This window comes from Buttiauxella cochleicola, from assembly GCF_021282435.1.
Lineage (GTDB): Bacteria > Pseudomonadota > Gammaproteobacteria > Enterobacterales > Enterobacteriaceae > Buttiauxella > Buttiauxella massiliensis.
The window spans coordinates 223,324-246,634 of sequence record NZ_JAJSOT010000007.1 but is presented as its reverse complement, the minus strand read 5'-3'; the positions used below and the strand labels follow the sequence as shown (position 1 = coordinate 246,634).

Sequence of the window (23,311 nt, the reverse complement as noted above, 5' to 3'; positions counted from 1 at the left end):
ATGCCGAACTCAGAAGTGAAACGCCGTAGCGCCGATGGTAGTGTGGGGTCTCCCCATGCGAGAGTAGGGAACTGCCAGGCTCCAAATAAACAAACAAGCCTCATGCGAAAGCATGGGGCTTTTTTGTTTTGTGTGATTTATGAAACTTCACCGACTTATAGATAAAAAGATTAGCTTGCTCACAATTATTGATGCAACTACCTTGAAACAGACAACTCTGAATAGCATCTAAATAATCACCTGCTTTACTGGATCTTTGGGCTTTACGCTTATTCAGGAAGACAGGGGATTAAAAAATGACTGAAGCAGCAACAACACATCAGGACAACGGAACGCTGACAGGTTCAGATACACGCCGTCGTATTTGGGCAATTGTGGGAGCCTCATCAGGGAATCTGGTTGAATGGTTTGATTTCTATGTCTACTCATTCTGTTCCCTCTACTTTGCACATATTTTCTTCCCTTCGGGCAATAGCACAACACAACTTCTACAAACTGCCGGGGTATTTGCCGCAGGTTTTTTAATGCGTCCGATTGGTGGTTGGCTGTTTGGTTATATTGCAGACAAGCACGGGCGTAAAAACTCGATGCTCATCTCTGTTTGCATGATGTGTTTTGGATCTCTGGTAATCGCCTGTTTGCCTAGTTATTCCTCGATTGGCACTTGGGCACCGGCACTTTTGTTGCTGGCACGTTTATTTCAGGGGCTATCTGTTGGAGGGGAATACGGTACAAGTGCAACTTATATGAGTGAAGTTGCAGTAGAAGGGCGGAAAGGTTTTTATGCGTCTTTTCAATACGTAACACTCATTGGTGGGCAACTGTTAGCGCTACTCGTTGTGGTTGTACTTCAACAAGTTCTCAGTGATGGAGAGTTGCGTGAATGGGGCTGGAGAATACCTTTTGCTCTGGGCGCAGTACTTGCCGTTGTCGCTCTCTATTTACGCCGTTCATTAGATGAAACTTCAGATAAAGCGACCCGGGAACACAAAGATGCAGGGACTCTGGGTGGGCTTTGGAAAAACCGCAGAGCCTTTATTATGGTACTCGGGTTCACAGCCGGTGGATCGCTAAGCTTCTATACCTTCACAACTTACATGCAGAAGTACCTGGTAAATACCGCAGGTATGCATGCCAACACAGCCAGTGCATTAATGACCTTCGCATTATTTATCTTTATGTTGGTGCAACCCTTCTTTGGTGCGTTATCCGACAAAATAGGTCGTCGAAATTCGATGCTTTGCTTTGGTGGCCTGGCAACGGTGATGACAGTGCCAATTCTGACTGCTTTACAAAGCGTTAGCTCACCTTATGCCGCATTCGGTCTGGTTATTCTCGCGATGCTGATCGTAAGTTTTTATACTTCAATAAGTGGTATTTTGAAAGCCGAGATGTTCCCACCTGAGGTGCGTGCATTAGGTGTTGGTCTGTCGTATGCGGTTGCAAATGCCTTGTTTGGCGGGTCGGCTGAATATGTTGCACTCTCACTTAAATCCATCGGAATGGAGACTGCATTTTTCTGGTATGTCTCAGGAATGGGGGCGCTGGCGTTTCTGGTATCGCTATTGCTACACCGCAAAGGGAAGGGCATCAAACTCTAATATTTAGCGAATTGCCATATTGCATAGCCGGTGGCTGCACCGGCTACATCCCATGTGAAATCTTTCCAACTCCATCCACTTCCAGTTGCGCGGCTATCCCATAATTCTTTCGTGGCCCCAAGACTTACCGAAAATAAGAAGCCAAAATTCGCACTACGGGAGTCACTCCAGCCCTGATGCTGGCCATATTCGTTCCCTGCTGCGGATAAAATAGCCGATGCGATAAAGTGCTGCGCTTTATCCTGGCCTGACCATTGATCTTGCGCCATATGGCTGCAACCGCTGAGAAGTAATACTGAAGGGAGTAAAAGACGTAGCATTCATGATCCTCTGGCTACAAAAAAACCCTGCAAGCAGGGCTTTTCAGTATAGCGATGAACTACAGAATACGACTGATTAAACGATCTATACGTATACGGCGCAGGCGGCGAATGAGCTTACGCACCTTAACGGGATATTCCGCAATACTCTGTAGATCACGATAATGTTGAACGACTGTAGTGTGTGTGCGGATCAGATCCAATTCGTGGTCACGCTGGACAGTGAGTTCCTGTTTAGGATCATGAATCAGAATTGCGTTCTCCAGATCCAGACGCCACGCTCTTGGATTAAGGTTATTACCCGTTAGAAGCATCCACTCATCATCGACCCACATGCCTTTTAGATGGTAACTGTTATCGTCATCTTTCCACAGGCGAACAATCAACTGCCCGCTGTTAACGTAGTATTGCAAGCGGCTCAGGAAGCGGCGAAGGTTGATTTCATAGAGATAAGGCAGGGCGCCGATAATCTTAAAGGGTTGATCTTCTGGAATATAAAAATCATTTGCCGTTTTATCACCGACAATAATCTCAACCTGTTTCCCTTCACGTAAGAGCTGAATAATATTACGTACCAGCACAGCAGGCAGGTTGAAATAAGGCGTACAGATAACCAGTTTTTGCTCGGTACACGGCATCAAATGGTAGATGGTTTTATTGAGCAGACTGGTTTTACCCAAACCGACTAAAGGCGTAACGGCAAGTTGTTCGTTATCTGCATTACCCTGGAAATGGAAACTGGCATCTCGTAGTTCCTGGCGGAACAGACGGATATCGTTTTTAATCTCCGGGCTTTTTGGCCTGTGTAGCTTATCCAGGCGATGTACCGCACGACCATGTACCAGATTTTCCTGCATCCAGTTATACATGATGTCGGAAAGCTGCGGGTTACAGATAACCTGATAGCGGTCATAACGATATTTATCATGCTGATGCAGATAGACGTCATTCACACTGGCGCCGCTGTAAATCACGCAATCATCAACAATAAAACCTTTGAAATGCAGAACACCCAATGCTTCACGCGTATTCACTGGCACGCCGTAAACTGGGATATCTACGCCGGGATATTCCTCGGTCATACGATGATACCAGTCAGCATTGGTATTGGTCGCGGCGGCTCCGATACGGCCTCGCTGCGCGCGATGCCAATCCACCAGAACGGTCACTTCTATTTCCGGGCGTTGCTGTTTTGCCTGGTAGAGCGCGGTTAACACGGCTTTACCAGCATCATCTTGTTCAAGATACAATGCTACAATACAGATGCGGCGAGTTGCGCTCGCAATTTTTTGCAGCAGAACTTCACGGAAATCCGCTGGGGAGAAAAGGGTCTTTACATCATCAACTGACTGAGAAAGCTTCGGCAATTGGGCAAGGTGTTGTTGATGTTTATTACGTTTAAATTTAGACAACATCACAGTGCGTATCTTCTCTATTCATTGGATGGCCTTCTGCAAAATCCAGACGTCAGAACCTGCTGATAATACCACTACTAACCCGCAAAGTGAGTAAGTTTTCCAGTACCTTACTCACGAATCTATGCTTTTTATCAATGGAAGAGTCAGACTTACGATGCCATCTTCCAGTTGTATATCGACATCAAATCCTAGTTTTCGAGCTAATGAGACCATGCCACGGTTGTTCGGCATCGTAATGCCATTCAATCTCTGGAGCCCATGCTCACCCGTGTAGGCAATCAGTTTTTCCAGCAGCCTGCGACCCAATCCCAAACCCTTCAAATCAGAACGCACAAGTACGGCAAATTCGGCATCAATATTATCGGGATCGGAGATCGCGCGCGTAACACCGATGATCTCACTCTCACCATTCAGTTGGCGAACAGCGACAAAAGCCATTTCTCGATCGTAGTCGATCTGGGTCATATTGGCTAAATCTTCATGGGTAAATTCGTTGATCTCACTGAAGTAGCGGTAGTAGAGATCCTCTTTGGTAACCCGCGAAATAAACTGTTGTAGCAACGGTTCATCTTCCGGAAGAATTGGGCGGAACAGGCACTGTTCACCATTCTTGAGGATGACATCTTCTTCCAACTGGTAAGGATAGGGCCGGATTGCCAGCCGAGTTTCTGCATCCCCCTCGAATTTAGCGAGCTGTAAGGTCACGTCCAGGAGTGTGAACTCATTACCGGAGGCTAAAAGCGGATGAATATCCAGACGGCGGATTTCCGGGCAATCCACAATCAGGTTTGAAACCTGCACCAGCACCTGGCTAATACCAGGCACATCTAACGGGCGTAATGCACTGCGCCCACGTATTTTTCCGCTTTTGATCGCCTGAATAACGAGGTAGCGGGCGAGATTCATATTGAGTGGTGGTAAGGCCACCACAGCCTGCTGATCGGGGCGCCACTCGACGCCACCTTCGCCCAGCATAATAAGTGGGCCAAAGACTGGGTCATGTTCAACGACGATGCGCAGCTCCTGGGCACCGGCACGGTTAGCCATGCTTTGAACCAACAACCCTTGGATACGAGCTTGCGGCCACGTCATTTTAACTCGATCAATAATCGCATCAGCTGCTTGCTGAACCTCAGTGGCGGTTCTCAGGTAAAGCATCACACCCTGAACTTCAGATTTATGCGGGATATCAGGGGAGCGTAATTTCAATGCGACCGGATACCCAATCTGCTCGGCAATATGCACGGCTTCTGCACTGTCGCTGGCAATCCAGGTTGGCAGAGTGTTTAGCCCGTACGCTTGTAAAATAGGGCGCACTTCATGGGTATCGAGAGAAGTGGCTCCTTCGTTCAGTGCTTGTTGCAGCAGGGCATGAGCTTCACTGGCATTGGCTTTCAGATTGGCAGGTAACGCTGGTGTCTCACGCAGCTGTTTCTGGTTTCGACGATATTCCACCATATGCATAAATGCTGTTACCGCGCCCTCAGGTGTGCGGTATGTAGGAATGCCTGCATCACTGAATAACCGTCTGGCTTCCTGAGAGGAAAATTCACCACACCAGTTGGTTATTAGTGTGATGTATTTGCCGCGAGGATGTTTGTGGATTAAGTCGATTAACGCGGTGGCGCTTACCGTCCCGGGGGCCGCAGCACTCGGGGCATGGATGATCATCAGGGCATCATAATCCTGGCTATCCAGTAATATTTCGATGGCTCGCAAATAACGTTCAGGAGTCGCATCGTCGCGGAGATCCAGTGGATTGCCACTTTCAACACTTACGGGCAAAGCGCTCTTTAGCTTATTGAGAACTTCATCACTCAGCGTCGCTAGCTTACCGTTACGCAGCCATAACTCATCCAGTGCCAGCGCCGCAGGGGCAGCGCCATTGCTGACTATCATTAAACGCTCGCCACGCAGTGGCCGCATGTGGCTCAGGGTTTCTACCGCCGAGAACAGCTCATGAGTGTCCTGAACGCGTAAAAGACCTGCTCGTTGAATGGCTGCATCCCATGCAGCATCAAGCCCCAGATGGGTTTTAAGCAGTTCTTGTGCTTTGGCGCTGCGACCGCTTTTAATTACCAGGATCGGTTTGTTACGCGAAGCACTTCGCGCCGCTGAAACAAAACGTCGGGCATCGCTCAGGTGTTCGAGATAAAGCAGAATAGCGCTGGTTTTGGTATCGCGAGCCAGATAATCCAGTAACTCATCAACATCAATATCCAGACTGTCACCGAGCGCGATAAACCATGAGAAGCCCATTTCACGCTGCTGGGCCCAGTCCAGAATTGTGTTGGAAACTGCCGCTGATTGAGAAATAAAAGCCAGCTTACCTTTCTGAATGGGTACGGGTGAGAAACTCGCATTAAGTCCTTGCCATGGCGCAAGTAAGCCAAGGCTGTTTGGCCCCAGCAAACGCATTTGCCATTGAGTGGCACAGGCTAATAATTCAGGTAGTTGCTCAGGCGGAGCGGAGAGGATAATGCAGGCTTTACAGCCCTTTTCACCCAAGGCTTGCAGTAATTCAAGATTACGTTTTGAGTTGGTACAAATGACGGCAAGATCGGGCGGGAACGGAAGGCTTGCGATATCTGGCCATGCAAGAACGCCGCAAACCGCTTTATGGCTGGGTGTCACAGGCATTACCGGGCCGTTAAAGCCTCCAGCCAGGAGATTGCGCATCATTAAGTAGCCTGCGCGGTCTATTTTTGCAGAAGCCCCGATAACCGCGATTGATTTGGGGCGCAGTAGCGCCTCCAGCCCACGTTGACTCATAGCTCTCTCCCCTGAGAATTAACTCAGTGAGTTTAAACGCTTTCTGTCTCTGCTGCTGTGATGCTGGACTGATGATGGGGTTTGCCTGCCAGATATCGCTCGCGAAAAAGCGTGAAATGTTCTGTGAGGCCAACAGCTGCGTGCTCGTCGTCTGCAAGTGCGAGCAATGCTGCTGCGACTTCTGCTGTGCAGTATTGCCCGTCCGCGTGAGCTTCACGGAGTCGGTAAGCCGAGACAATACTCAAATCCACTGAAATGACCGGAAGATTATCCAGATAAGGGCTCTTGCGGAACATCTTACGCGCTTCAGTCCAGGTGCCATCGAGCATGATAAAAAGCGGTGGTTTGCCACTTTTAGGTGGCGTTGTCAGTACTTCTCGCCCAGCGCTTGCGTAAGATGCGGGGAATACGACCATCGGTTGATAGTCTGGTGAACTGACTAAATCGAGCAGTGCCTGTGATGGTTCGGTTCGTGACCACTGAAAAGCTTCGGTATCCGGCAAAATATCTGCAATGAGTCGCCCGGTGTTGCTTGGCTTCATCGGTTCGGTGTCGAACATCACCAGGCAGAAACGGCTACGCGCATTCTGCGGCTGTAGTGTTTCGCACAGGCATTGTTTTAGCGGCAGCAAGCAACGTTGACAACGGCGGATGCGGTTACCACGAGCAAGGAAAGGGCGGGTTGCACGCGCCAGGCGTTCGGCACGAAGACGTAGGACGGCGTTTTCAGTCATCAGATAAACAAGCTTAAAAACGCCATTCTAACGTAGATGAAGCATTCGGGCACAAGAAACGTGCCCGTGAAATTAGATGTTTTCGTTCAGCCAACTATCAAACGGTGCTTTAGGCATCGCGCCGTTTAGCATGTCGACCATTTCACCTTTTTTGAACACCATAATGGTCGGAATGCTGCGGATACGGAAACGTGCGCTAAGTGCAGGTTCTGCTTCTGTATTTACTTTCACAAAACGCACTTTGCCGCTACGTTCTTCCGCCACATCTTCAAAAATTGGCGCAAAGTTCACACATGGCCCACACCACGGAGCCCAGAAATCCACAACCACGGGCAAATCATCTTGCAGCAGTTTATCCAGCGTTTCGCTGGTGGCATTAATCACTTCGCCATCAAAAAGCTCATGGCCACAACGACCACATTTCGCACCGTCGTCAATACGCTCATCGGGGATGCGATTAATCGCCTGGCAGGCGGCACAAACGGTATTCATAGCTAACCTCTAAAGGATACGTTGTCTGAAAACAGTCAACTCGTCAGTAATGTTTCTTATATGTTAAATATTATCGGCGATTAATAGAGTACCAGCCAAGTGATTTATTCGATGGATATAATAGTTATTGGCTTTTGACCAAAGTTAATGGCTAAGCCGTGCCACATCGGGTAATCTGCGCGCCACGCGCTCAGCCAGGTGGAGAGAAGAATGAACGACGAATTTAAAGGTAAAAGCGGCAAAGTCAAAGTGATGTATGTCCGCGGTGACGATGACAGCGAAAAACGCAGCCAAAACCCGCGCACAGGTAAAGGTGGTGGGCGTCCTGCAGCACCGTCACGGGGTGAGGGCCGTCGTGGTCCACGTCGCGATGATAAGCCTGGCGCCGGGCGTGATCGGAATCGTAGTGATGATCGTGACGATCGCGGTGATAACCCGTGGCGTACGGTTTCACGACCGCCAAGAGAAGAAGTAGTTGAAGCAGGCGAGCAAATGGGTGCCAATGGCAGACCAATTGTTGATCCTGAAGTGATTCGCCGCCAGCGTGCGGAAGAAACTCGTGTTTACGGCGAAAATGCTTGCCAGGCGCTGTTCCTGAGCCGCCCTGATTGCATCGTACGCGCCTGGTTTGTCCAGAGCGTGACTCCGCGTTTCAAAGAAGCATTACGTTGGATGGCAGCAAACCGTAAAGCCTACCATGTGGTAGATGATGCTGAGTTAGTGAAAGCATCAGGTACTGAGCACCACGGTGGCGTTTGCTTCATCATTAAAAAGCGTCGTGGTATCACAGTTGATAGCTGGCTTTCTAAAGCTGGTGAAGAAGATTGTGTACTGGCTCTGGAAAACGTGGCTAACCCGCACAACCTTGGCGGCATTATGCGCAGCTGTGCACACTTCGGTGTGAAAGGTTTGCTGGTGGAAGATGCGGCAATGCTGGAGTCTGGTGCTGCTGTTCGTACTGCTGAAGGCGGTGCGGAGCATGTTGAAGCCATCAGCGGCGAGACTTTCGAAGACGGCCTGGAGCAATTCCGTAAAGCCGGTTATGCGATTGTCACGACATCAAGCCACAAAGGAACTCCGCTTTTCAAAGCTGAGTTGCCGAAGAAAATGGTTCTGGTGTTAGGTCAGGAGCGCGAAGGCGTTTCCGATGCAACCTTCGAAAATGCTGATATGAGCGTGGCGATTACCGGTACTGGTAATGTCGAAAGCCTGAACGTATCAGTAGCAACCGGTGTGTTGCTCTCTGAGTGGTGGCGTCAAAACAAAGCGTGATGCTTTGTTAATGACAGCTTTAAAAAGCCAGCGAAAGCTGGCTTTTTTGTCTCTTTAATCTGGCAATACCGGCGTCCAGTTAATCGCTGGTTGGTTGCGCTCTGTCAGATACTCATTAGTTTTAGAGAAGTGACCGCAGCCCATAAACCCACGATGTGCTGATAAAGGCGAAGGATGGGGGGCTTGTAAAACATGGTGGCGATTGCGATCGATAAAGCTACCTTTCTTCTGCGCGTGCGAACCCCACAGCAAAAAGACCACACCTTCACAGTGTTCGTTGATAAGCGCTATCACTTTATCCGTGAACGTCTCCCAACCTAGTTTCGCATGCGAATGCGCATTGCCTGCTTCAACAGTTAGTACAGTATTGAGCAACAATACGCCCTGGTGCGCCCAGCTTTCCAGATAGCCGTGGTTTGGCCGCGTAAAATCAGCAATATCGGTCTGTAATTCTTTATACATGTTGGCTAATGATGGCGGCACTGCAACACCGGGAAGCACAGAAAAGGCTAGCCCATGCGCCTGTCCTGGGCCATGGTAAGGGTCTTGACCAAGGATCACGACTTTCACATCACCCAGCTCAGTAAACCTGAAAGCGTTGAACACATCTTTCTGAGGCGGATAAACAGTTACACCGGCTGCTCGCCGTTCGGCAACGGTTGCCAGGGTATTTGTGAAATAGGGTTGCTGCTTTTCTTGCGCCAGCACGTCGTGCCACGTGAGGGGGGTAGTCATCTCGCTCTCCTGCGATTAGGAATGATGTTAGCTTAACCACTTCTTTCTACTAAGCAAAATGGTTGAGCGTCTATAGGCGCAGGAACCTAAAAAAATTTGAAAATTTACATATTTTTTAATTAGAACGAGATGAGCTAAGTTGATGTAAAACAAATAAATGATATCATAGCCACATTGTAGGCATGGATTTAATTGATTTAAATCAAAGTTTGAAGCGACTTTGGCTAGTATAAAGATCAGTAACGCAACAATGGTTTTACCAATGAGCCAGCTTATGGCCCGAAATAGAATCACAAAATTAGCCCATAGGGAGAAATAAAATGATTACTGGTATCCAAATTACTAAAGCTGCAAATGATTCCCTCCTGAACTCAATCTGGCTGCTGGACAGCGAGAAAGGCGAAGCACGTTGTGTTTGTGCTAAAGCTGACTTTGCAGAAGACGAAGTTGTAGAAGTAAGCAAATTGGGTGAAATCGAATATCGTGAAATCCCAGTTGAAGCAAAACCTGAAGTTCGTGTGGAAGGTGGTCAGCACCTGAACGTGAACGTGCTGCGTCGTGAAACTCTGGAAGATGCTGTTAAGCACCCAGAAAAATACCCACAGCTGACCATCCGTGTGTCTGGTTATGCGGTGCGTTTCAACTCACTGACTGCAGAACAGCAGCGTGACGTTATTGCTCGTACTTTCACTGCTAGCCTGTAATTTCTAAAGCATTTAAAAAGCCGGTGCTCATGCGCCGGCTTTTTTATGGGTTTGGCTTAATAACAGTTATTAAACGGTTAAAAACCTAACTCAGATCGTAAAAAAACCGCCTCAATGGAGACGGTTTTTATATTCACTGACGATTTATTCAGCTGATTCGGTTTTAGCACTGCTAGGTTTTCGGCGCTTCCCGACATTCTTTTTATCGCGCAGACGAACTTTCACACGCGGTTTTTCTTTCTCGTCTTTTTTCTTCTCTTCGCGCTTTGCGAGCACTTTCTTCGACGGCTTACCAGTGAGTTTCTCACTTGGCGCACGAGTCGTTGGGCGCAGCTCATCAATTACACGCGATTTCATTGGTTCTTTCATGTAACGCGTGACTTTGCCCAGCAGCAAATGGTCATGCGCTTCAACCAGAGAAATTGCGGTGCCTTTGAGACCCGCGCGGCCTGTACGCCCTATACGGTGCAGATAGGTATCAGCAGTACGCGGCATATCGAAGTTGAACACGTGGCTCACTTCTGGAATATCGATACCACGAGCGGCAACATCGGTCGCAATCAACACGCTCACACGGCCATCAGTCAAACGCTTGATAGCTTCGGTACGCTTCATCTGCACCATTTCGCCTTCGAGGTAGCAGGTGTTGATTCCCGCTTCACGAAGCCATGCAACCAGTTCATGCACACGGTCGCGTTTACGGACAAACACGATTGAACGTGTAGTGTCTGGCTGCTTAAGCAAATGCACCAGCAGTGCAGTTTTGTGCTCAACGTTGTCTGCGCGGTAGTACCACTGGTGGATTTTCTTGCGCTCGCGAGTTGAGGAGGTTGCAGAAACTTCGACCGGATCTTCTAACAAACGCTCTGCGAAGTTCTTGATCGCGTCGCCTTCAAGCGTTGCGGAGAACAACATGGTTTGTTTGCGCCAGCGTGTTTCAGCAGCAATGGTTTCGATATCCTGCGCAAAGCCCAGATCCAACATGCGATCGGCTTCATCAAGAATCAGTGTCTCTACCGCACGGCAATCAAAGTTTTCTTCTTTGATGTATTGCAGTAGACGACCCGTCGTTGCAACAACAATATCCTGGTTCTCGCTGAACACTTCCGCGTGGTTCATATAAGCCACGCCACCGGTGATGGTTGCGATATCAAGATGAGTATGTTTTGCCAGTTCACGAGCGTGATCGGCCACTTGCATTGCAAGTTCACGCGTTGGCGTGACGATCAAAATACGTGGTGGGCCAGATTTCTTACGCGGGAAATCGACCAAATGCTGTAACACAGGCAGCAAATAAGCGGCTGTTTTACCGGTACCGGTTGGCGCGGAACCGAGGACATCACGCCCTTCAAGTGCAGGTGGAATGGCGGCAGCCTGAATAGCTGTCGGGCGGGTAAAGCCCTTGTCCTGGAGCGCGAGTAACAAACTCTCGTCAAGTTCCAGTTCGGAAAAAGTGGTTACAGTCATGGTCTTCCTCTATGTAGGGCGCCGATTATAGACGTTATGGCTGCGATCTTCATCTGTTTGTGTGGGTAACTGACGCTTTTCCTGGCAGCGAGTTTCCCCTATGCTACACCCGTTTCTCTATAGGGTAGCTAAGATGTGCAGTCAAAAAGCAGTATTGCGTCGTGATGGATTCACCTTTAAACAGTTCTTTGTCGCGCACGATCGATGCGCAATGAAAGTCGGTACAGATGGCACACTGCTTGGCGCCTGGGTGCCTGTTGCAAACGTGACTAGCGTGCTGGACATCGGTACAGGTAGTGGTTTGTTGGCGCTGATGCTCGCGCAACGCACACCTGATAATGTCACAATCGATGCTGTGGAGCTTGATCCTGTTGCCGCTGAGCAAGCTGCGGAAAATGCCAAAGGTTGCCAGTGGGCCCCGCGCATAACTGTGCATTGTGCAGATATCCGTGAATGGGCCGAGCAGGCGACACAGCGCTATTCGCTGATTGTCAGTAACCCGCCATTCTTTGAGCAGGGCAGCAATTGTGCATCGGCAGAACGAGCACAGGCGCGCTACACCACGACATTGGATCATAGCGCGTTGTTAAACAGCGCAACGCAGTTAATTACGGAAGACGGTTTTTTCTGTGTGATCATGCCTGAAACGGCGGGAACGGCGTTTACTGAACTGGCTAAAAAGCAGGGATGGCATGTTCGTTATCGTACCGACGTTGCTGATAACGAAACGCGCTTGCCGCATCGTGTCATGCTGGCGCTGTCACCGACAGACGGTGAATATTATACCGATCGATTAACGATTCGTGGGCCAGACCAGCAATATTCAGAAGGCTACTGCAGCCTGACCCAGGATTTCTATTTATTTATGTAGAGTGGCGAGAGAATGCTTGGCCCTGAGTTTTCGGCTAAATCCGGGTAGTCCAGCGTGTAGTGCAGACCCCGGCTTTCTTTCCGCATCATGGCGCAGCGCACAATCAACTCAGCAACCTGCACCAGGTTGCGCAGTTCCAGCAAATTGTTCGAGACACGGAAGTTGGCGTAGTACTCGTCGATTTCTTGCTGCAACATGGTGATACGGCGCAATGCGCGTTCCAGACGACGCGTTGAGCGCACAATACCGACGTAATCCCACATAAACAGACGAAGTTCATGCCAGTTGTGCTGGATAACAACTTGTTCATCCGGATTATCTACACGGCTGTCATCCCAGTCAGGTAAAGAGCGGGAAATGCGCGCATAAGGCATGCGCTTCATTATATCTTCCGCTGCAGACCAGCCATAAACCAGGCATTCGAGCAATGAGTTTGATGCCATACGGTTTGCGCCATGCAAGCCGGTATATGTCACTTCGCCTATAGCATAAAGCCCGTCAACATCAGTGCGGCCATTCTCATCTACCATTACGCCACCGCAGGTATAATGCGCAGCGGGTACTACCGGCACGGGTTCTTTGGTGAGATCGATACCCAGGCCCATCAGTTTTTCATAGATAGTTGGGAAATGGTGGCGCACAAACTCTTCCGGCTTGTGGCTGATATCCAGGTACATGCAATCTGCACCCAGGCGTTTCATTTCATGATCGATGGCGCGTGCCACGATATCGCGCGGTGCCAGTTCGCCACGCTCGTCAAAATCAGGCATAAAGCGAGTGCCATCCGGGCGCTTGAGATAGGCACCTTCACCGCGCAATGCTTCGGTCAGCAGGAAGTTGCGCGCTTGCGGGTGGAACAGAGCGGTAGGGTGAAACTGATTGAATTCCAGGTTTGCTACACGGCAACCCGCTCGCCAGGCCATGGCTATACCGTCACCTGAAGAGATGTCCGGGTTTGTGGTGTACTGATAAACCTTTGATGCGCCACCGGTGGCAAGGACCACAGCTTTCGCCCGACAAGTTTCTACTTTTTCGCGGTTACGGTTCCAAATCCAGGCACCGACAACACGGCGCGTGCCCGGCAGGCCGATTTTGTCCGAGACAATAAGATCGACAGCATTACTGCGTTCAATAACGCGAATATTAGGATGGCTCAGCGCTTTACCGACTAGCGTGGTTTCAACTTCTTTACCTGTGGCATCAGCTGCGTGAAGAATTCGGCGATGGCTATGCCCACCTTCACGAGTCAAATGGTAGCTTTCCGCACCATTTGCCTGGACCTCTGTGTCAAACAGCACGCCCTGGTCGATTAGCCATTGCACACAGTGGCGTGCATTACTGGCGACAAACTCCACCGCGTCACGATCACAAATTCCAGCACCTGCGATGAGAGTATCTTCTACATGTGAATCAATACTGTCCGTTTCATCGAACACAGCAGCGATTCCACCCTGAGCATATAAAGTTGAGCCTTCATTGATTGGGCCCTTACTCAGAACAATAACTTTGCTGTTTTCGGCAAGCCGTAAAGCAAGAGAGAGGCCAGCAGCTCCGCTACCGACGATTAATACATCACAAGCTAGTTCGGAATTTGCGTTCATCGTGTTTAATTTACTAAACAAAGGTTGGGCCAGCATATCACCCGATGTGGGCTCTAACACGCTTTTTTTAATCCAGTGTTATATGAACTAAACAAAAGAGCTGAAGATCTCAGTTTCATCTGAATTATGTGCTGAATAAGCCATATTTGTTACAGGTCCGATGTTAGTGGCAGATTTTCTGATGAAAAATCATGATTCATGCGATACTCTGCAAGCAGTTTAGCGATCGCCTTTTAGGATAAAAAAGGTGTCACGGTTTGTGCCACGAAACTTATAATCAAGAAGAGATAATTCGTGGAACAGATCAGGAAAACAAAGGCGTAACGGAACTTTGCTCAAATCGAGCGCTCCAACCGTGAACTTGCTCAGATATGCAGAGTTCGGGTGGCTTTTCAATTACGCGTGGAAATAGGTTTGGGGAGACATTACCTCGGATGAGCGAGCAGTTAACGGATCAAGTCCTCGTCGAACGGGTCCAGAAGGGAGATCAGAAGTCATTCAATTTACTGGTAATTCGTTATCAGCATAAAGTGGCGAGTCTGGTTTCCCGCTATGTACCTTCAGGAGATGTTCCTGATGTGGTGCAGGAGTCTTTCATTAAAGCTTATCGTGCGCTGGATTCATTCCGTGGCGATAGCGCGTTTTATACATGGTTGTACCGTATAGCGGTCAACACGGCAAAAAATTATCTTGTTGCTCAGGGACGCCGTCCTCCATCAAGTGATGTGGACGCAATTGATGCGGAAAACTACGAAAGTGGCAGCGCATTGAAAGAAATATCGAACCCTGAGAACTTAATGTTGTCTGAAGAACTGAGACAAATAGTTTTCCGTACTATTGAGTCACTCCCGGAAGATTTACGCATGGCAATTACGTTGCGGGAGTTGGATGGTTTGAGCTATGAAGAAATAGCCGTCATCATGGATTGCCCAGTAGGGACTGTACGTTCTCGTATTTTCCGTGCACGGGAAGCTATTGATAATAAAGTTCAACCGCTAATCAGGCGTTGACGATAGCGGGTTACTGGAAGGGTAATTAGGCATGCAGAAAGAACAGCTTTCCGCTTTAATGGATGGGGAAACTCTGGATAGCGAACTGCTCGGTACTTTGTCGAAGGACAAAACATTGCAGAACAGCTGGGAGAGCTACCACCTAATCCGCGATACTATGCGCGGCGATACCAGTGAATTACTTCATTTTGATATTGCAGCCAATGTCATGGCCGCGATTGAAAATGAGCCAGTGCGTAATGTCACGCCACTCATTACTGAACAGCAGCCCGAACCTCAGCAATGGCAGAAAATGTCATTCTGGAATAAGGTTCGTCCGTGGGCAAGCCAACTCACCCAAATGGGCGTTGCAGCGTGCGTATCGCTTGCGGTAATCGTCGGGGTGCAGCACTATAATGGTCAGTCTGACAACCCTGCTCAGCCCGAGGCTCCGGTGTTTAACACCTTGCCGATGATGGGTAAAGCGAGTCCGGTAAGTTTGGGTGTGCCGTCTGACAGCACAGCCAGCACAGGTCAGCAGCAGGTACAGGAACAGCGTCGACGTATCAATGCCATGTTGCAAGATTACGAATTGCAGCGTCGTTTACACGCCGAGCAACTCCAGTTTGAACAGGCACAAACCCAGCAAGCTGCGGTACAAGTGCCAGGAAACCAAACTTTAGGAACTCAATCGCAGTAATGAAGCAACTTTGGTATGCCCTGTCTCTTATGACAAGCAGCCTGTTGTTCACCTCAAATGCCTCGGCGGACACTGTTTCGTCCGGGGCATTGTTGCAGCAGATGAACCAGGCAAGTCAGTCACTCAATTATGAGTTGGCATTTATCAGCATTAATAAGCAGGGGATAGAGTCTTTACGCTATCGACATGCAAGGCTTGATAATCGTCCGCTTGCTCAATTGCTTCAGATGGATGGCCCACGTCGTGAGGTTGTCCAGCGTGGCAGTGAAATCAGCTATTTTGAACCAGGACTTGAGCCGTTTACGCTCACTGGGGATTACATCGTTGATTCGCTCCCATCAATCGTCTACACCGATTTCAAACGTCTCACCCCTTATTACGACTTCATCTCTGTTGGACGTACACGTATAGCCGATCGCCTGTGTGAAGTCATTCGTGTTGTGGCACGAGACGGTACACGTTACAGCTATATGGTTTGGATGGACTCTGAAACCAAATTACCACTGCGTGTTGATTTGCTGGATCGTGATGGCGAAACGTTGGAACAATTCCGCGTTATTTCTTTCAACGTTAGCAAAGAAGCAAATACCATGATGCAAAGTCTGGCAAAGGCAAATTTACCGCCATTGCTGTCGGTTCCAGGTGCTGAGAAAGTCAATTTCTCCTGGGCACCGACCTGGTTGCCACAAGGTTTTAGCGAGGTATCCAGCAGCCGTCGTCCATTGCCAACTGTTGACGCCCCGATTGAATCACGTCTCTATTCTGATGGCTTGTTTAGCTTCTCAGTAAACATTAGCCGCGCTGTAAGTAATAGTACCGATCAGCTATTACGCACGGGTCGCCGTACGGTCAGTTCTGAGGTTCGTGACAAAACTGAGATCACCATTGTGGGTGAATTACCTCCGCAAACAGCAAAACGTATTGCTGACAGTATCAAATTCAAGGCTGCGCAATGATCAAAGAGTGGGCAACAGTTGTCTCCTGGCAAAAAGGTGAAGCATTGCTGAGCTGTGATGTAAAAGCGTCATGCAGCAGCTGTGCTTCACGCGCTGGCTGCGGTAGTCGCATACTCAATAAGCTTGGCCCGCAAACCAATCACACCTTATCAGTTGCGTGTGATACGCCGCTGGTGGCCGGTCAAAAAGTCGAATTGGGCATTGCTGAAGGTAGCCTGATTGGTTCTGCCTTACTGGTTTACATGTCACCGTTGGTCGGTTTATTTCTGGTTTCAGCTCTCTTCCAGGCCCTGTTTGGGACAAACCTTGCAGCGATTTGTGGTGCGTTGCTGGGTGGGGTTGGCGGTTTTCTTATCGCGCGCGGCCTCTCTTTGAAGCTCAGTCGTCGTGAAACCTGGCAGCCTGTTATTTTAAGCGTTGCTCTGCCGCCTGATGCACTGAGAGTCGAAACGGTTACTTCTGCGGACAATCGGTGAAGCCTCTTCTGCCCACGATCTATTTGACACACATTCCACCGGCTTTTCATCACTCAGCTACGCTTGCATGATGACCTGTTTCCTCGCTTTCTCGTTGTAGTGTAGAATGCGGCGTTTCAGGCAAAAGACAGCCATTGACATCATGCTCTGTACAGCGCATTGCGCCGAGCTTTCCCGGATTTGTAAGGCATAAAACCTCTAACTATGAAGAATATACGAAACTTTTCTATTATTGCCCACATCGATAATTGCCACTAAGTCACCATCTGCCACCCTCAGTCAAATTCCTCGTAAAATCCCAGCCATAGCAGCACCTTCCAACCAATTCCCTCACATTCATTTGCGAACCTAAGACACGATAAGCCAACATTTTTGTGTCCACCGCTGTGTCCATATTCTATGATGGACACATCAGAGCGTGTCCACCGTGGACACGAGCGGGGTTTTTGTATGGCAATTTCAGATAGTTATCTAAAGGCTTGTCTCGGCAAGGATCGGGATAAAGTAGAAGAGAAAGCAGACCGTGACGGGCTGTGGGTTCGTGTCAGTAAAAAAGGCGCGGTGACGTTCTTCTATCGCTACCGGTTCCTGGGTAAACAGGACAAGATGACTATCGGCAACTATCCAGCGTTTGGCCTTAAAGCTGCGCGAGAAGAAGTTGAGAAATGGGCCGCCGTTCTTGCCCGTGGCGAGAACCCGCGCATTCGCCAGAGTTTGAACAAAACCAAAGTTAACTCTCGATATTCATTCGAAGAACTGTTTCGCGAATGGCACGGCATTGTGTGCATTCAGAAAAAGACTTCAGATCAAATCTTGCGAACGTTTGAACTACACGTCTTCCCAAAAATCGGAAAGTACCCAGCGGAGGATTTGACTCTGCATAACTGGCTAACAGTTCTGGATCGCCTGGCAGAAGGTTATAGCGAAATTACCCGCAGGGTTATCAGTAATGGGAAGCAATGCTATTCGTGGGCAGTTAAACGACAAGTGCTTGAGAAAAACCCTCTCTCTGAATTATCCGGGCAGGATTTTGGCATTGAGAAGAAGATCGGTGAGCGAACTCTTTCACGTCATGAGATAGCGCTGGTTTGGCGCGCTGTGGAAGATTCTCGCCTGATGGAGCGGAACAAGATCATTGTGAAGTTGAGCCTGTTATGGGGATGCCGTATCGCAGAGCTTCGCCTGGCAGAACGCTCGCACTTCAACTTTGAAGATGGGATATGGACGGTACCGCCAGAGAACCATAAAACCGGACGTAAAACGAAGAAGCCTCTCATCCGTCCAATACTTCCAGAGATAGTTCCGCTTATCAGTAGAGCAATGGAGCTAACGCCATGCGCACCGGACAAACCGGAACAGCCAGGCAAGTTTGTTTTCTCACGTTATGGTGATAAGCCAATGACAGAGACCTTTCACCTGAGCATCAGCAATAATTTGCGAGTGTTTATGTTAAAGGCTTACAGCGAGAACGTGCCTCATTTTTCTATTCATGATCTTCGCAGGACTGCCCGAACAAACTTTTCAGAGCTGACGGAACCGCATATTGCCGAAATCATGCTTGGCCACAAATTACCTGGCGTATGGGCTGTATATGACAAGCACAATTATATAAACGAAATGCGGGAAGCGTACGGGAAGTGGTGGGCCAGGCTCATGAGCATCGTTGAGCCTGACGTTATTGAGTTCAAACCGCGCGAAGCGATGTAACGCGCCCTTTGATATCTCGCTCGCGATGAATGTGCTCGAGAGGCTTACGCTTTGGCAGGGATTGTTCCGCCGTCTGCCATGCAACTACTTGCGCACGCTTCCAACGATTTGAAGCTCCCATGCATGAGTAATCAGGCTCAGGGAATGGGTTTTCCGATTTGTTTCGGTAACGGGCCAGCGTGCGCGTTGAGATACACAGGAAATCGCAAACGCGCTTCGTGTCCATCCAGCTCTCATTATCAGTCATAGCGTCCTCACTTTGGCCCCCTGTGGGGCCGACATAATTGATAGTTCAAAATCAAACCAGTACTACTGATTTTTCTCGTTCAGATCTTCAGCCAGCTTTTGTGCCGTTAAGGGATTGCTGGTGGTTTCACCCCATGGCAATAACCAGCCCTGTTTTGATTCCAGCCAGGGGAGGCGAATAGCCCCCACCCGGATATCGTCGTGAACGTTTTCCATAACCCTAGAATGGAATGTCATCGTCGAACTGTGGCGATTGAGTCTGGGCATTCTGCTGATGCGCAGCCTGCTGCAATCGGCTTGTGGCCACGCCGTTCTGATCACCCCAGCCACCTTGCGGTTGTTGTGGCGCGCCCCAGCCTCCGCGAGACTGGCCACCATTCCCGTTTGCGTGACGGTCGTCCTTATCTTTAACTGTGCGTTCCAGTGTTGAGATAGTTTCAGCCGGTGTTTTCTCGCAATATTCCTTATAGGTGAGGCGCGTGCCTGGCTGAAATACATGGCGAACTTCGAATTTGTAACTGTCACTGCCATCCTGTTTTGACGTCAGGGTTTTTTGCAGGAACAGCCCCACACGTTTGCTTTCCATAGCAGGTAAGAACCACTCGGTCCCGTTCTGGCTCTGACGTTGCTGCGGCTGAGCGTCTTTAACTTGTGCAGCCCACATCAGCGCAGAAATCAAACCCATGCCGAAAGTAGGTGCGCCATCACGGCCGAGGAAGTTAATGCGCAGGAAGTTTGCCTTCTGACCATCTGAGTCGAGAGAAAGAACCAGTGCTTGCGATTGACTGCCATCTTTACCAAATTCATAAATCGCAGAAACCACTGTTCCTTCGTATGCGCCGGTATCTGTAATGCCTGCGGATGCGCCCGCCTTCAATGCTGCATCTGATGCCTGCTGGTTCCAGGTGAAAGCCATAGGTTGATTCATCATTGTTTCGATCCTCTCTTATAAATCGCTAAATTCTGCAATGGCGCTGTCGAACGCCGCCAAGTCGTTATCCATATCCACCACGCCATGACCGAAGAGGTCCGGTGGACATTTCACTGTGTCGTTGTCGTCACCCTTCAGTAAGAAGAGGTGTTTGCCGTCTCGTTTGACGATGCGCAGTACAATCGGGAAGTAGCCTTCTGGCGTCAGTTTTTCATTCAGCATTTTGCCGACCGTTTTCATGCGCACCTTGCCTTCGCTTTCTTCCGTGTGTGCCAGAAAGTAAACGCGGAAGTCTTCAGGCAACTGGGTTGCGGCTTCGATGATGCGCCATGCGTGTTCTGCCATTTCGGTAAACTTCGTATAGCCAGTCTCGTATGCCCGGTTCATGTTTTCGTGCTGCATGATTGCCTGGAAATCATCAATGATGAGCATTCGGCGACCACTGTTAGCCAGGTTCTGAATGACTGAAAACAGATGGCGAGCATCACGAATATCGACAACATTTCCCTTCTGGACAGAGCCATCAGGCAGGCGCTTTCCGTGTAGCTTCCATCCGTTATTTCTGAACGGCAGAGCTTTACGAATGCAGCGGGCCAGAATTGCGCCTTCCGGGTTAACGTTGCGGAGGCTATACGTTTTCCCGTAGCCAGAGTCAGCAAGTACCAGCGTCATCATCGCCATGACTTAACCCCCGGCCAGGTGGTGCTTAATGGTGAAAAGGATATCTTCGTCATCATTGTTACCAGCCAACCAGCGCAGATAGCCCGGATCGACCTTTGCAATCTCGGCGAACGTCAGACCTTTATGCTTGCCGAAGCGAATCGCATTCATCAGCGATGGGTTACTGGAAATCTCTCGCATCTCGCGAATGGTCCACTTAGCCAGGCGTCCCATGTAAATCAGCAGTTCAGCCGTGACGTAGCAGTCATACAGCGCGCGGTGAGCATACAAACCTTCAGGTAACTCAGGTTTCAGGCCCAGGCTATAACGCAGGTATTGATTGCTGTGGCTCTTATGCTCAGGTAGAAGGGCGCGGGACAGTTTCGCTGTGCAAATCCATGGCGCATCGATTTGCGGGAGCTTTGAGCGGTCAAACTTCGCGTTATGTGCAACGTAGACCTCTGCACCCAGGTAACGGCCAATCACTTCACCGAGAAGCGGGGCACCTTCCACCATATCTTCGGTAATGTGGTGAATGGCCATTGCTTCAAAGCCAATCGGCTCCAGTGGCTTAACGAAGTCGCTCATCGGATTGCAGATCACACCGTCGACAATATCGACGCTGGCTATTTCAACTACGGTTTCTGGCCCACCTTCCAGTCCAGTGGTTTCGGTATCAATGATTCGCAACATTGTTTACTCCCTGAGTTCTGTAATCACATACAGCATCAAAGTGCGCGAGCTGGTGGGCGATTTCTTCGAGGTCAGCTGGCGTTAAGTGGTAAGTCAGGCACAACATAGCGATGAGCGTCATAGCCTGCTGGCGTTGGATTTCATGGTTCATGCCATTCTCCGACGACTGCGCGAGCGCTGCGGATGGGATGCGAAGTAGCTGTCATCACATTTCTTGTCAGCACAAAACACAAGGTGACGAATGCCTGTGTAAAAGCGGACAGGACGTTTAACCAGATCTTCTTCTTCACGCAGGGCCAGGCATTGCGAGCAGTAACGGCTCATCACGCCACCTCCTCAGCACTGAAAACAGAACACATGGCAGCAAGTGCTGATTCAAGGCGCTCAATGCGCTGCGTGAGGTTCTGGATTTGCTGAGCTGAACTTTCTTCTTCTGCTTCAGTTAATTCCGGTTCTTCTACGGCAGCTGCTTGCGGATCATTTGCATCAGTACCTTCGCTTGCTGAAACCGCAACACCACCCGAGATTTCGTTACCGTCAGTCGTTTCCATCTGCTCATCGCTGGTATTCTCCGCTGGCTGAATTTCTTCTTTTTCGACTTCGTTTGAGGTGGCTTTAGCCAGGTCTTCATGCACCCATTTCGGATCGCTCGGGTCGCTGATACCTTCTACAAACTCGCCTCGTGCAGCGGCCAGTTGTTTGTTTACTTCTTCGACGGATGTTTGATTTGTTTCTACAGTCATCGGCATTGGTAGCGAGGAACGACCGCACGCAATGTCGACAATGAGTGGATCGGGGTGGGCATGATCCGTTTCAGTCATAACCCTGTTCAGATACTCAAGGTGTTGAACCGGTGTTTTCCATAACCCTGGAGGGGTGGTTTTAACCGTTGCTACATTGCAGGCGCGGGAGAAGTCGAAACCGCCAGGCATCGAGATGAAAATCTCACGAGTAGCCAGAAACTCCTGATTCTCGTATTTGTTCATTATGCTGTTAGTCATAATGTCGATTTCCATCGGGGGGTTATAAATATCAAACTCGTTGTTACGAGCTAATATTCCCTGCGCAATTTCATATTCCAACCCAAGCGCAGTTTGTGGCGTCAGGCGATCAGAGTGGATTACTCCGCCTGCGTTTGCACCGCTGGGTGTGCGTTGAACGGACGTGATGTAATTACCTGCGGCCCACTCACGCACCAGAATTCCGCGATCAATATGTTCTGTGGTCAGCCATAAATTAGAGAATTGAACGACGCGGGTCAGTTCGTGACGCTTATCCATTGGGAATACAGTTTTGATGGCATAGGTGTATTTCCACAGTTGCGCGGTGCTGAGGTCTTCAAGTCCTGGCGCGTTTCTGGCTGCCAGTAACAGGTTCTGGACGTAGCTGTTATCGGTATCTAGCGACATCTCCATAATATGAACACGCTGCGCGTGCTTAATATGATGAGCGGTAACGGTACTGATAAGCTGAGAAAGCAGTCTTCTGCCGAATGCCATTTCCGCCACTGGGTATTCAGTGAGGTCATCGTCATTAGCATCAACAACCAGGTCTTTATCCGCAGTGGTGATATCAGCTGTGGCAGTTGGTGCCGACGAAGTTTCTGCGGTTGCGATAATTTCGGTAGTAGGGGCAGGGGCATCTGCAATGACTGGAGATTCAGGTGTTGCATCAACAACAGCAACAATCTTCTGCCAAGTCTTACTGTCATCTGCGAGCTCGTAGCGCTCACCCCATGAAGCATCCAGCACGCGCTCTTCTGGTAAATCATCGAACACTGGCACGTTAGTTCGAACCGGCAGCATGTAATCAGCGCCGCGTCCTGTCTCAATGTCGTTATCTTCCAGAATGTTCATGATTTCACGATCGGCACGAGATTCAGATTTGCAATCGAACCAGGTGAACATATTTGGCTTACCTGCTTTAGGCCGAGCCTTGATTAGATAGGCGAACATCATTGTTTTTA

25 protein-coding genes, 1 rRNA gene and 1 pseudogene are annotated in these 23,311 nt (G+C 49.4%); 11 read left to right on the top strand and 16 right to left on the bottom strand.

The genetic code is table 11. The annotated features are described in order from the left end of the window. Positions 1–80: ribosomal RNA gene (gene rrf, locus LVQ77_RS22510) — 5S ribosomal RNA — on the top strand; the annotation flags it as partial. Positions 81–296: 216 nt separating this feature from the next. Next, positions 297–1,601, top strand: coding sequence for an MFS transporter (locus LVQ77_RS17300; RefSeq protein WP_232905100.1), 1,305 nt, complete (start codon positions 297–299; stop codon positions 1,599–1,601). On the opposite strand, the gene LVQ77_RS17295 is transcribed toward LVQ77_RS17300, so the two are convergent. From LVQ77_RS17295 to trxC, 5 genes are all read right to left on the bottom strand, one after another. Then, positions 1,598–1,921, bottom strand: a complete 324-nt coding sequence (locus LVQ77_RS17295) for a YfiM family lipoprotein (RefSeq protein WP_232905099.1) — start codon at positions 1,919–1,921, stop codon at positions 1,598–1,600. The two genes, LVQ77_RS17300 and LVQ77_RS17295, sit on opposite strands and share 4 nt — an antisense overlap. A 59-nt stretch (positions 1,922–1,980) precedes the next feature. Then, entirely contained in the window at positions 1,981–3,336 is a 1,356-nt protein-coding gene (pssA, locus tag LVQ77_RS17290; RefSeq protein ID WP_151995835.1) for a CDP-diacylglycerol--serine O-phosphatidyltransferase, read from the bottom strand. Between the two features lie 114 nt (positions 3,337–3,450). Then, positions 3,451–6,111, bottom strand: a complete 2,661-nt coding sequence (locus LVQ77_RS17285) for a bifunctional acetate--CoA ligase family protein/GNAT family N-acetyltransferase (RefSeq protein WP_232905098.1) — start codon at positions 6,109–6,111, stop codon at positions 3,451–3,453. 32 nt (positions 6,112–6,143) lie between these two features. Further along, entirely contained in the window at positions 6,144–6,845 is a 702-nt protein-coding gene (locus LVQ77_RS17280) for a tRNA-uridine aminocarboxypropyltransferase (RefSeq protein WP_232905097.1), read from the bottom strand. Between the two features lie 72 nt (positions 6,846–6,917). After that, positions 6,918–7,337, bottom strand: coding sequence for a thioredoxin TrxC (trxC, locus tag LVQ77_RS17275; protein ID WP_034461817.1), 420 nt, complete (start codon positions 7,335–7,337; stop codon positions 6,918–6,920). 210 nt (positions 7,338–7,547) lie between these two features. Here trxC and LVQ77_RS17270 point away from each other — a divergent pair, with 210 nt between their 5' ends. Further along, positions 7,548–8,609 carry a tRNA/rRNA methyltransferase gene (locus tag LVQ77_RS17270; RefSeq protein WP_064513145.1) on the top strand — a complete coding sequence of 354 codons (1,062 nt, stop codon included), beginning with the start codon at positions 7,548–7,550 and terminating at the stop codon, positions 8,607–8,609. 54 nt (positions 8,610–8,663) lie between these two features. Here the strand turns inward: LVQ77_RS17270 and ung are convergent, their stop codons facing one another. Then, positions 8,664–9,344 (bottom strand): uracil-DNA glycosylase, encoded by a 681-nt coding sequence (ung, locus tag LVQ77_RS17265; RefSeq protein ID WP_232866050.1) that lies wholly within the window; start codon positions 9,342–9,344, stop codon positions 8,664–8,666. Positions 9,345–9,664: 320 nt separating this feature from the next. Between ung and grcA the strand changes: the two genes are divergently transcribed. Beyond that, positions 9,665–10,048: an autonomous glycyl radical cofactor GrcA gene (gene grcA / locus LVQ77_RS17260; protein WP_232866052.1), complete on the top strand. Its 384-nt coding sequence runs from the start codon at positions 9,665–9,667 to the stop codon at positions 10,046–10,048. Between the two features lie 144 nt (positions 10,049–10,192). On the opposite strand, the gene srmB is transcribed toward grcA, so the two are convergent. Next, complete coding sequence (srmB, locus tag LVQ77_RS17255) at positions 10,193–11,515, bottom strand: ATP-dependent RNA helicase SrmB (protein WP_232866054.1); 1,323 nt, start codon at positions 11,513–11,515, stop codon at positions 10,193–10,195. A 133-nt stretch (positions 11,516–11,648) separates the two neighbouring features. Between srmB and trmN the strand changes: the two genes are divergently transcribed. Beyond that, on the top strand, positions 11,649–12,386 hold the full coding sequence (gene trmN / locus LVQ77_RS17250; RefSeq protein WP_064560373.1) for a tRNA(1)(Val) (adenine(37)-N(6))-methyltransferase TrmN: 738 nt from the start codon (positions 11,649–11,651) through the stop codon (positions 12,384–12,386). Here trmN and nadB read toward each other — a convergent pair. After that, positions 12,371–13,987 (bottom strand): L-aspartate oxidase, encoded by a 1,617-nt coding sequence (gene nadB / locus LVQ77_RS17245; RefSeq protein WP_232866055.1) that lies wholly within the window; start codon positions 13,985–13,987, stop codon positions 12,371–12,373. The two genes, trmN and nadB, sit on opposite strands and share 16 nt — an antisense overlap. Positions 13,988–14,309: 322 nt before the next feature. Here nadB and rseD point away from each other — a divergent pair. The 6 genes and pseudogenes from rseD to LVQ77_RS17220 all read left to right on the top strand — a co-directional run. Beyond that, positions 14,310–14,399, top strand: a pseudogene (gene rseD / locus LVQ77_RS22505) (rpoE leader peptide RseD); the annotation flags it as partial. A 22-nt stretch (positions 14,400–14,421) separates the two neighbouring features. Beyond that, positions 14,422–14,997, top strand: a complete 576-nt coding sequence (rpoE, locus tag LVQ77_RS17240) for an RNA polymerase sigma factor RpoE (RefSeq protein WP_034459318.1) — start codon at positions 14,422–14,424, stop codon at positions 14,995–14,997. 31 nt (positions 14,998–15,028) lie between these two features. Next, entirely contained in the window at positions 15,029–15,676 is a 648-nt protein-coding gene (gene rseA / locus LVQ77_RS17235; RefSeq protein ID WP_064513130.1) for an anti-sigma-E factor RseA, read from the top strand. Continuing rightward, positions 15,676–16,632 carry a sigma-E factor regulatory protein RseB gene (rseB, locus tag LVQ77_RS17230; RefSeq protein ID WP_232905096.1) on the top strand — a complete coding sequence of 319 codons (957 nt, stop codon included), beginning with the start codon at positions 15,676–15,678 and terminating at the stop codon, positions 16,630–16,632. The genes rseA and rseB overlap by 1 nt, the downstream gene beginning before the upstream one ends. Continuing rightward, positions 16,629–17,108, top strand: a complete 480-nt coding sequence (gene rseC / locus LVQ77_RS17225) for a SoxR-reducing system protein RseC (protein ID WP_232905095.1) — start codon at positions 16,629–16,631, stop codon at positions 17,106–17,108. Before rseB ends, rseC begins: the two co-directional genes overlap by 4 nt. 450 nt (positions 17,109–17,558) lie before the next feature. Beyond that, positions 17,559–18,815 (top strand): tyrosine-type recombinase/integrase, encoded by a 1,257-nt coding sequence (locus LVQ77_RS17220; RefSeq protein WP_232905094.1) that lies wholly within the window; start codon positions 17,559–17,561, stop codon positions 18,813–18,815. Here the strand turns inward: LVQ77_RS17220 and xis are convergent. The 8 genes from xis to LVQ77_RS17180 all read right to left on the bottom strand — a co-directional run bounded on the left by xis (position 18,793) and on the right by LVQ77_RS17180 (position 23,300). After that, positions 18,793–19,062 (bottom strand): excisionase Xis, encoded by a 270-nt coding sequence (gene xis, locus LVQ77_RS17215; RefSeq protein WP_232905093.1) that lies wholly within the window; start codon positions 19,060–19,062, stop codon positions 18,793–18,795. The genes LVQ77_RS17220 and xis overlap by 23 nt on opposite strands. A 62-nt stretch (positions 19,063–19,124) precedes the next feature. After that, complete coding sequence (locus tag LVQ77_RS17210; RefSeq protein WP_232905092.1) at positions 19,125–19,277, bottom strand: DUF1317 family protein; 153 nt, start codon at positions 19,275–19,277, stop codon at positions 19,125–19,127. Positions 19,278–19,281: 4 nt separating this feature from the next. Further along, positions 19,282–19,992, bottom strand: coding sequence for a single stranded DNA-binding domain-containing protein (locus LVQ77_RS17205; RefSeq protein ID WP_232905091.1), 711 nt, complete (start codon positions 19,990–19,992; stop codon positions 19,282–19,284). Between the two features lie 15 nt (positions 19,993–20,007). Then, positions 20,008–20,673, bottom strand: a complete 666-nt coding sequence (locus LVQ77_RS17200) for an ATP-binding protein (RefSeq protein WP_232905090.1) — start codon at positions 20,671–20,673, stop codon at positions 20,008–20,010. Between the two features lie 3 nt (positions 20,674–20,676). Next, on the bottom strand, positions 20,677–21,345 hold the full coding sequence (exoX, locus tag LVQ77_RS17195; protein ID WP_232905089.1) for an exodeoxyribonuclease X: 669 nt from the start codon (positions 21,343–21,345) through the stop codon (positions 20,677–20,679). Beyond that, positions 21,329–21,496: a hypothetical protein gene (locus tag LVQ77_RS17190; protein WP_232905088.1), complete on the bottom strand. Its 168-nt coding sequence runs from the start codon at positions 21,494–21,496 to the stop codon at positions 21,329–21,331. Before LVQ77_RS17190 ends, exoX begins: the two co-directional genes overlap by 17 nt. Next, on the bottom strand, positions 21,493–21,669 hold the full coding sequence (locus LVQ77_RS17185) for a hypothetical protein (RefSeq protein WP_232905087.1): 177 nt from the start codon (positions 21,667–21,669) through the stop codon (positions 21,493–21,495). The genes LVQ77_RS17190 and LVQ77_RS17185 overlap by 4 nt, the downstream gene beginning before the upstream one ends. Then, positions 21,669–23,300 (bottom strand): RecE family exodeoxyribonuclease, encoded by a 1,632-nt coding sequence (locus LVQ77_RS17180; protein WP_503489115.1) that lies wholly within the window; start codon positions 23,298–23,300, stop codon positions 21,669–21,671. The genes LVQ77_RS17185 and LVQ77_RS17180 overlap by 1 nt, the downstream gene beginning before the upstream one ends. Positions 23,301–23,311 lie beyond the last annotated feature (11 nt).

What these genes read in the sequence shown, in the direction of transcription:
- LVQ77_RS17300 (WP_232905100.1), top strand. Translation starts at nt 297, where the DNA reads ATGACTGAAGCAGCAACAACACATCAGGACAACGGAACGCTGACAGGT.
- LVQ77_RS17295 (WP_232905099.1), bottom strand. Translation starts at nt 1,921, where the DNA reads ATGCTACGTCTTTTACTCCCTTCAGTATTACTTCTCAGCGGTTGCAGC.
- pssA (WP_151995835.1), bottom strand. Translation starts at nt 3,336, where the DNA reads ATGTTGTCTAAATTTAAACGTAATAAACATCAACAACACCTTGCCCAA.
- LVQ77_RS17285 (WP_232905098.1), bottom strand. Translation starts at nt 6,111, where the DNA reads ATGAGTCAACGTGGGCTGGAGGCGCTACTGCGCCCCAAATCAATCGCG.
- LVQ77_RS17280 (WP_232905097.1), bottom strand. Translation starts at nt 6,845, where the DNA reads ATGACTGAAAACGCCGTCCTACGTCTTCGTGCCGAACGCCTGGCGCGT.
- trxC (WP_034461817.1), bottom strand. Translation starts at nt 7,337, where the DNA reads ATGAATACCGTTTGTGCCGCCTGCCAGGCGATTAATCGCATCCCCGAT.
- LVQ77_RS17270 (WP_064513145.1), top strand. Translation starts at nt 7,548, where the DNA reads ATGAACGACGAATTTAAAGGTAAAAGCGGCAAAGTCAAAGTGATGTAT.
- ung (WP_232866050.1), bottom strand. Translation starts at nt 9,344, where the DNA reads ATGACTACCCCCCTCACGTGGCACGACGTGCTGGCGCAAGAAAAGCAG.
- grcA (WP_232866052.1), top strand. Translation starts at nt 9,665, where the DNA reads ATGATTACTGGTATCCAAATTACTAAAGCTGCAAATGATTCCCTCCTG.
- srmB (WP_232866054.1), bottom strand. Translation starts at nt 11,515, where the DNA reads ATGACTGTAACCACTTTTTCCGAACTGGAACTTGACGAGAGTTTGTTA.
- trmN (WP_064560373.1), top strand. Translation starts at nt 11,649, where the DNA reads ATGTGCAGTCAAAAAGCAGTATTGCGTCGTGATGGATTCACCTTTAAA.
- nadB (WP_232866055.1), bottom strand. Translation starts at nt 13,987, where the DNA reads ATGAACGCAAATTCCGAACTAGCTTGTGATGTATTAATCGTCGGTAGC.
- rpoE (WP_034459318.1), top strand. Translation starts at nt 14,422, where the DNA reads ATGAGCGAGCAGTTAACGGATCAAGTCCTCGTCGAACGGGTCCAGAAG.
- rseA (WP_064513130.1), top strand. Translation starts at nt 15,029, where the DNA reads ATGCAGAAAGAACAGCTTTCCGCTTTAATGGATGGGGAAACTCTGGAT.
- rseB (WP_232905096.1), top strand. Translation starts at nt 15,676, where the DNA reads ATGAAGCAACTTTGGTATGCCCTGTCTCTTATGACAAGCAGCCTGTTG.
- rseC (WP_232905095.1), top strand. Translation starts at nt 16,629, where the DNA reads ATGATCAAAGAGTGGGCAACAGTTGTCTCCTGGCAAAAAGGTGAAGCA.
- LVQ77_RS17220 (WP_232905094.1), top strand. Translation starts at nt 17,559, where the DNA reads ATGGCAATTTCAGATAGTTATCTAAAGGCTTGTCTCGGCAAGGATCGG.
- xis (WP_232905093.1), bottom strand. Translation starts at nt 19,062, where the DNA reads ATGACTGATAATGAGAGCTGGATGGACACGAAGCGCGTTTGCGATTTC.
- LVQ77_RS17210 (WP_232905092.1), bottom strand. Translation starts at nt 19,277, where the DNA reads ATGGAAAACGTTCACGACGATATCCGGGTGGGGGCTATTCGCCTCCCC.
- LVQ77_RS17205 (WP_232905091.1), bottom strand. Translation starts at nt 19,992, where the DNA reads ATGATGAATCAACCTATGGCTTTCACCTGGAACCAGCAGGCATCAGAT.
- LVQ77_RS17200 (WP_232905090.1), bottom strand. Translation starts at nt 20,673, where the DNA reads ATGGCGATGATGACGCTGGTACTTGCTGACTCTGGCTACGGGAAAACG.
- exoX (WP_232905089.1), bottom strand. Translation starts at nt 21,345, where the DNA reads ATGTTGCGAATCATTGATACCGAAACCACTGGACTGGAAGGTGGGCCA.
- LVQ77_RS17190 (WP_232905088.1), bottom strand. Translation starts at nt 21,496, where the DNA reads ATGAACCATGAAATCCAACGCCAGCAGGCTATGACGCTCATCGCTATG.
- LVQ77_RS17185 (WP_232905087.1), bottom strand. Translation starts at nt 21,669, where the DNA reads ATGAGCCGTTACTGCTCGCAATGCCTGGCCCTGCGTGAAGAAGAAGAT.
- LVQ77_RS17180 (WP_503489115.1), bottom strand. Translation starts at nt 23,300, where the DNA reads ATGTTCGCCTATCTAATCAAGGCTCGGCCTAAAGCAGGTAAGCCAAAT.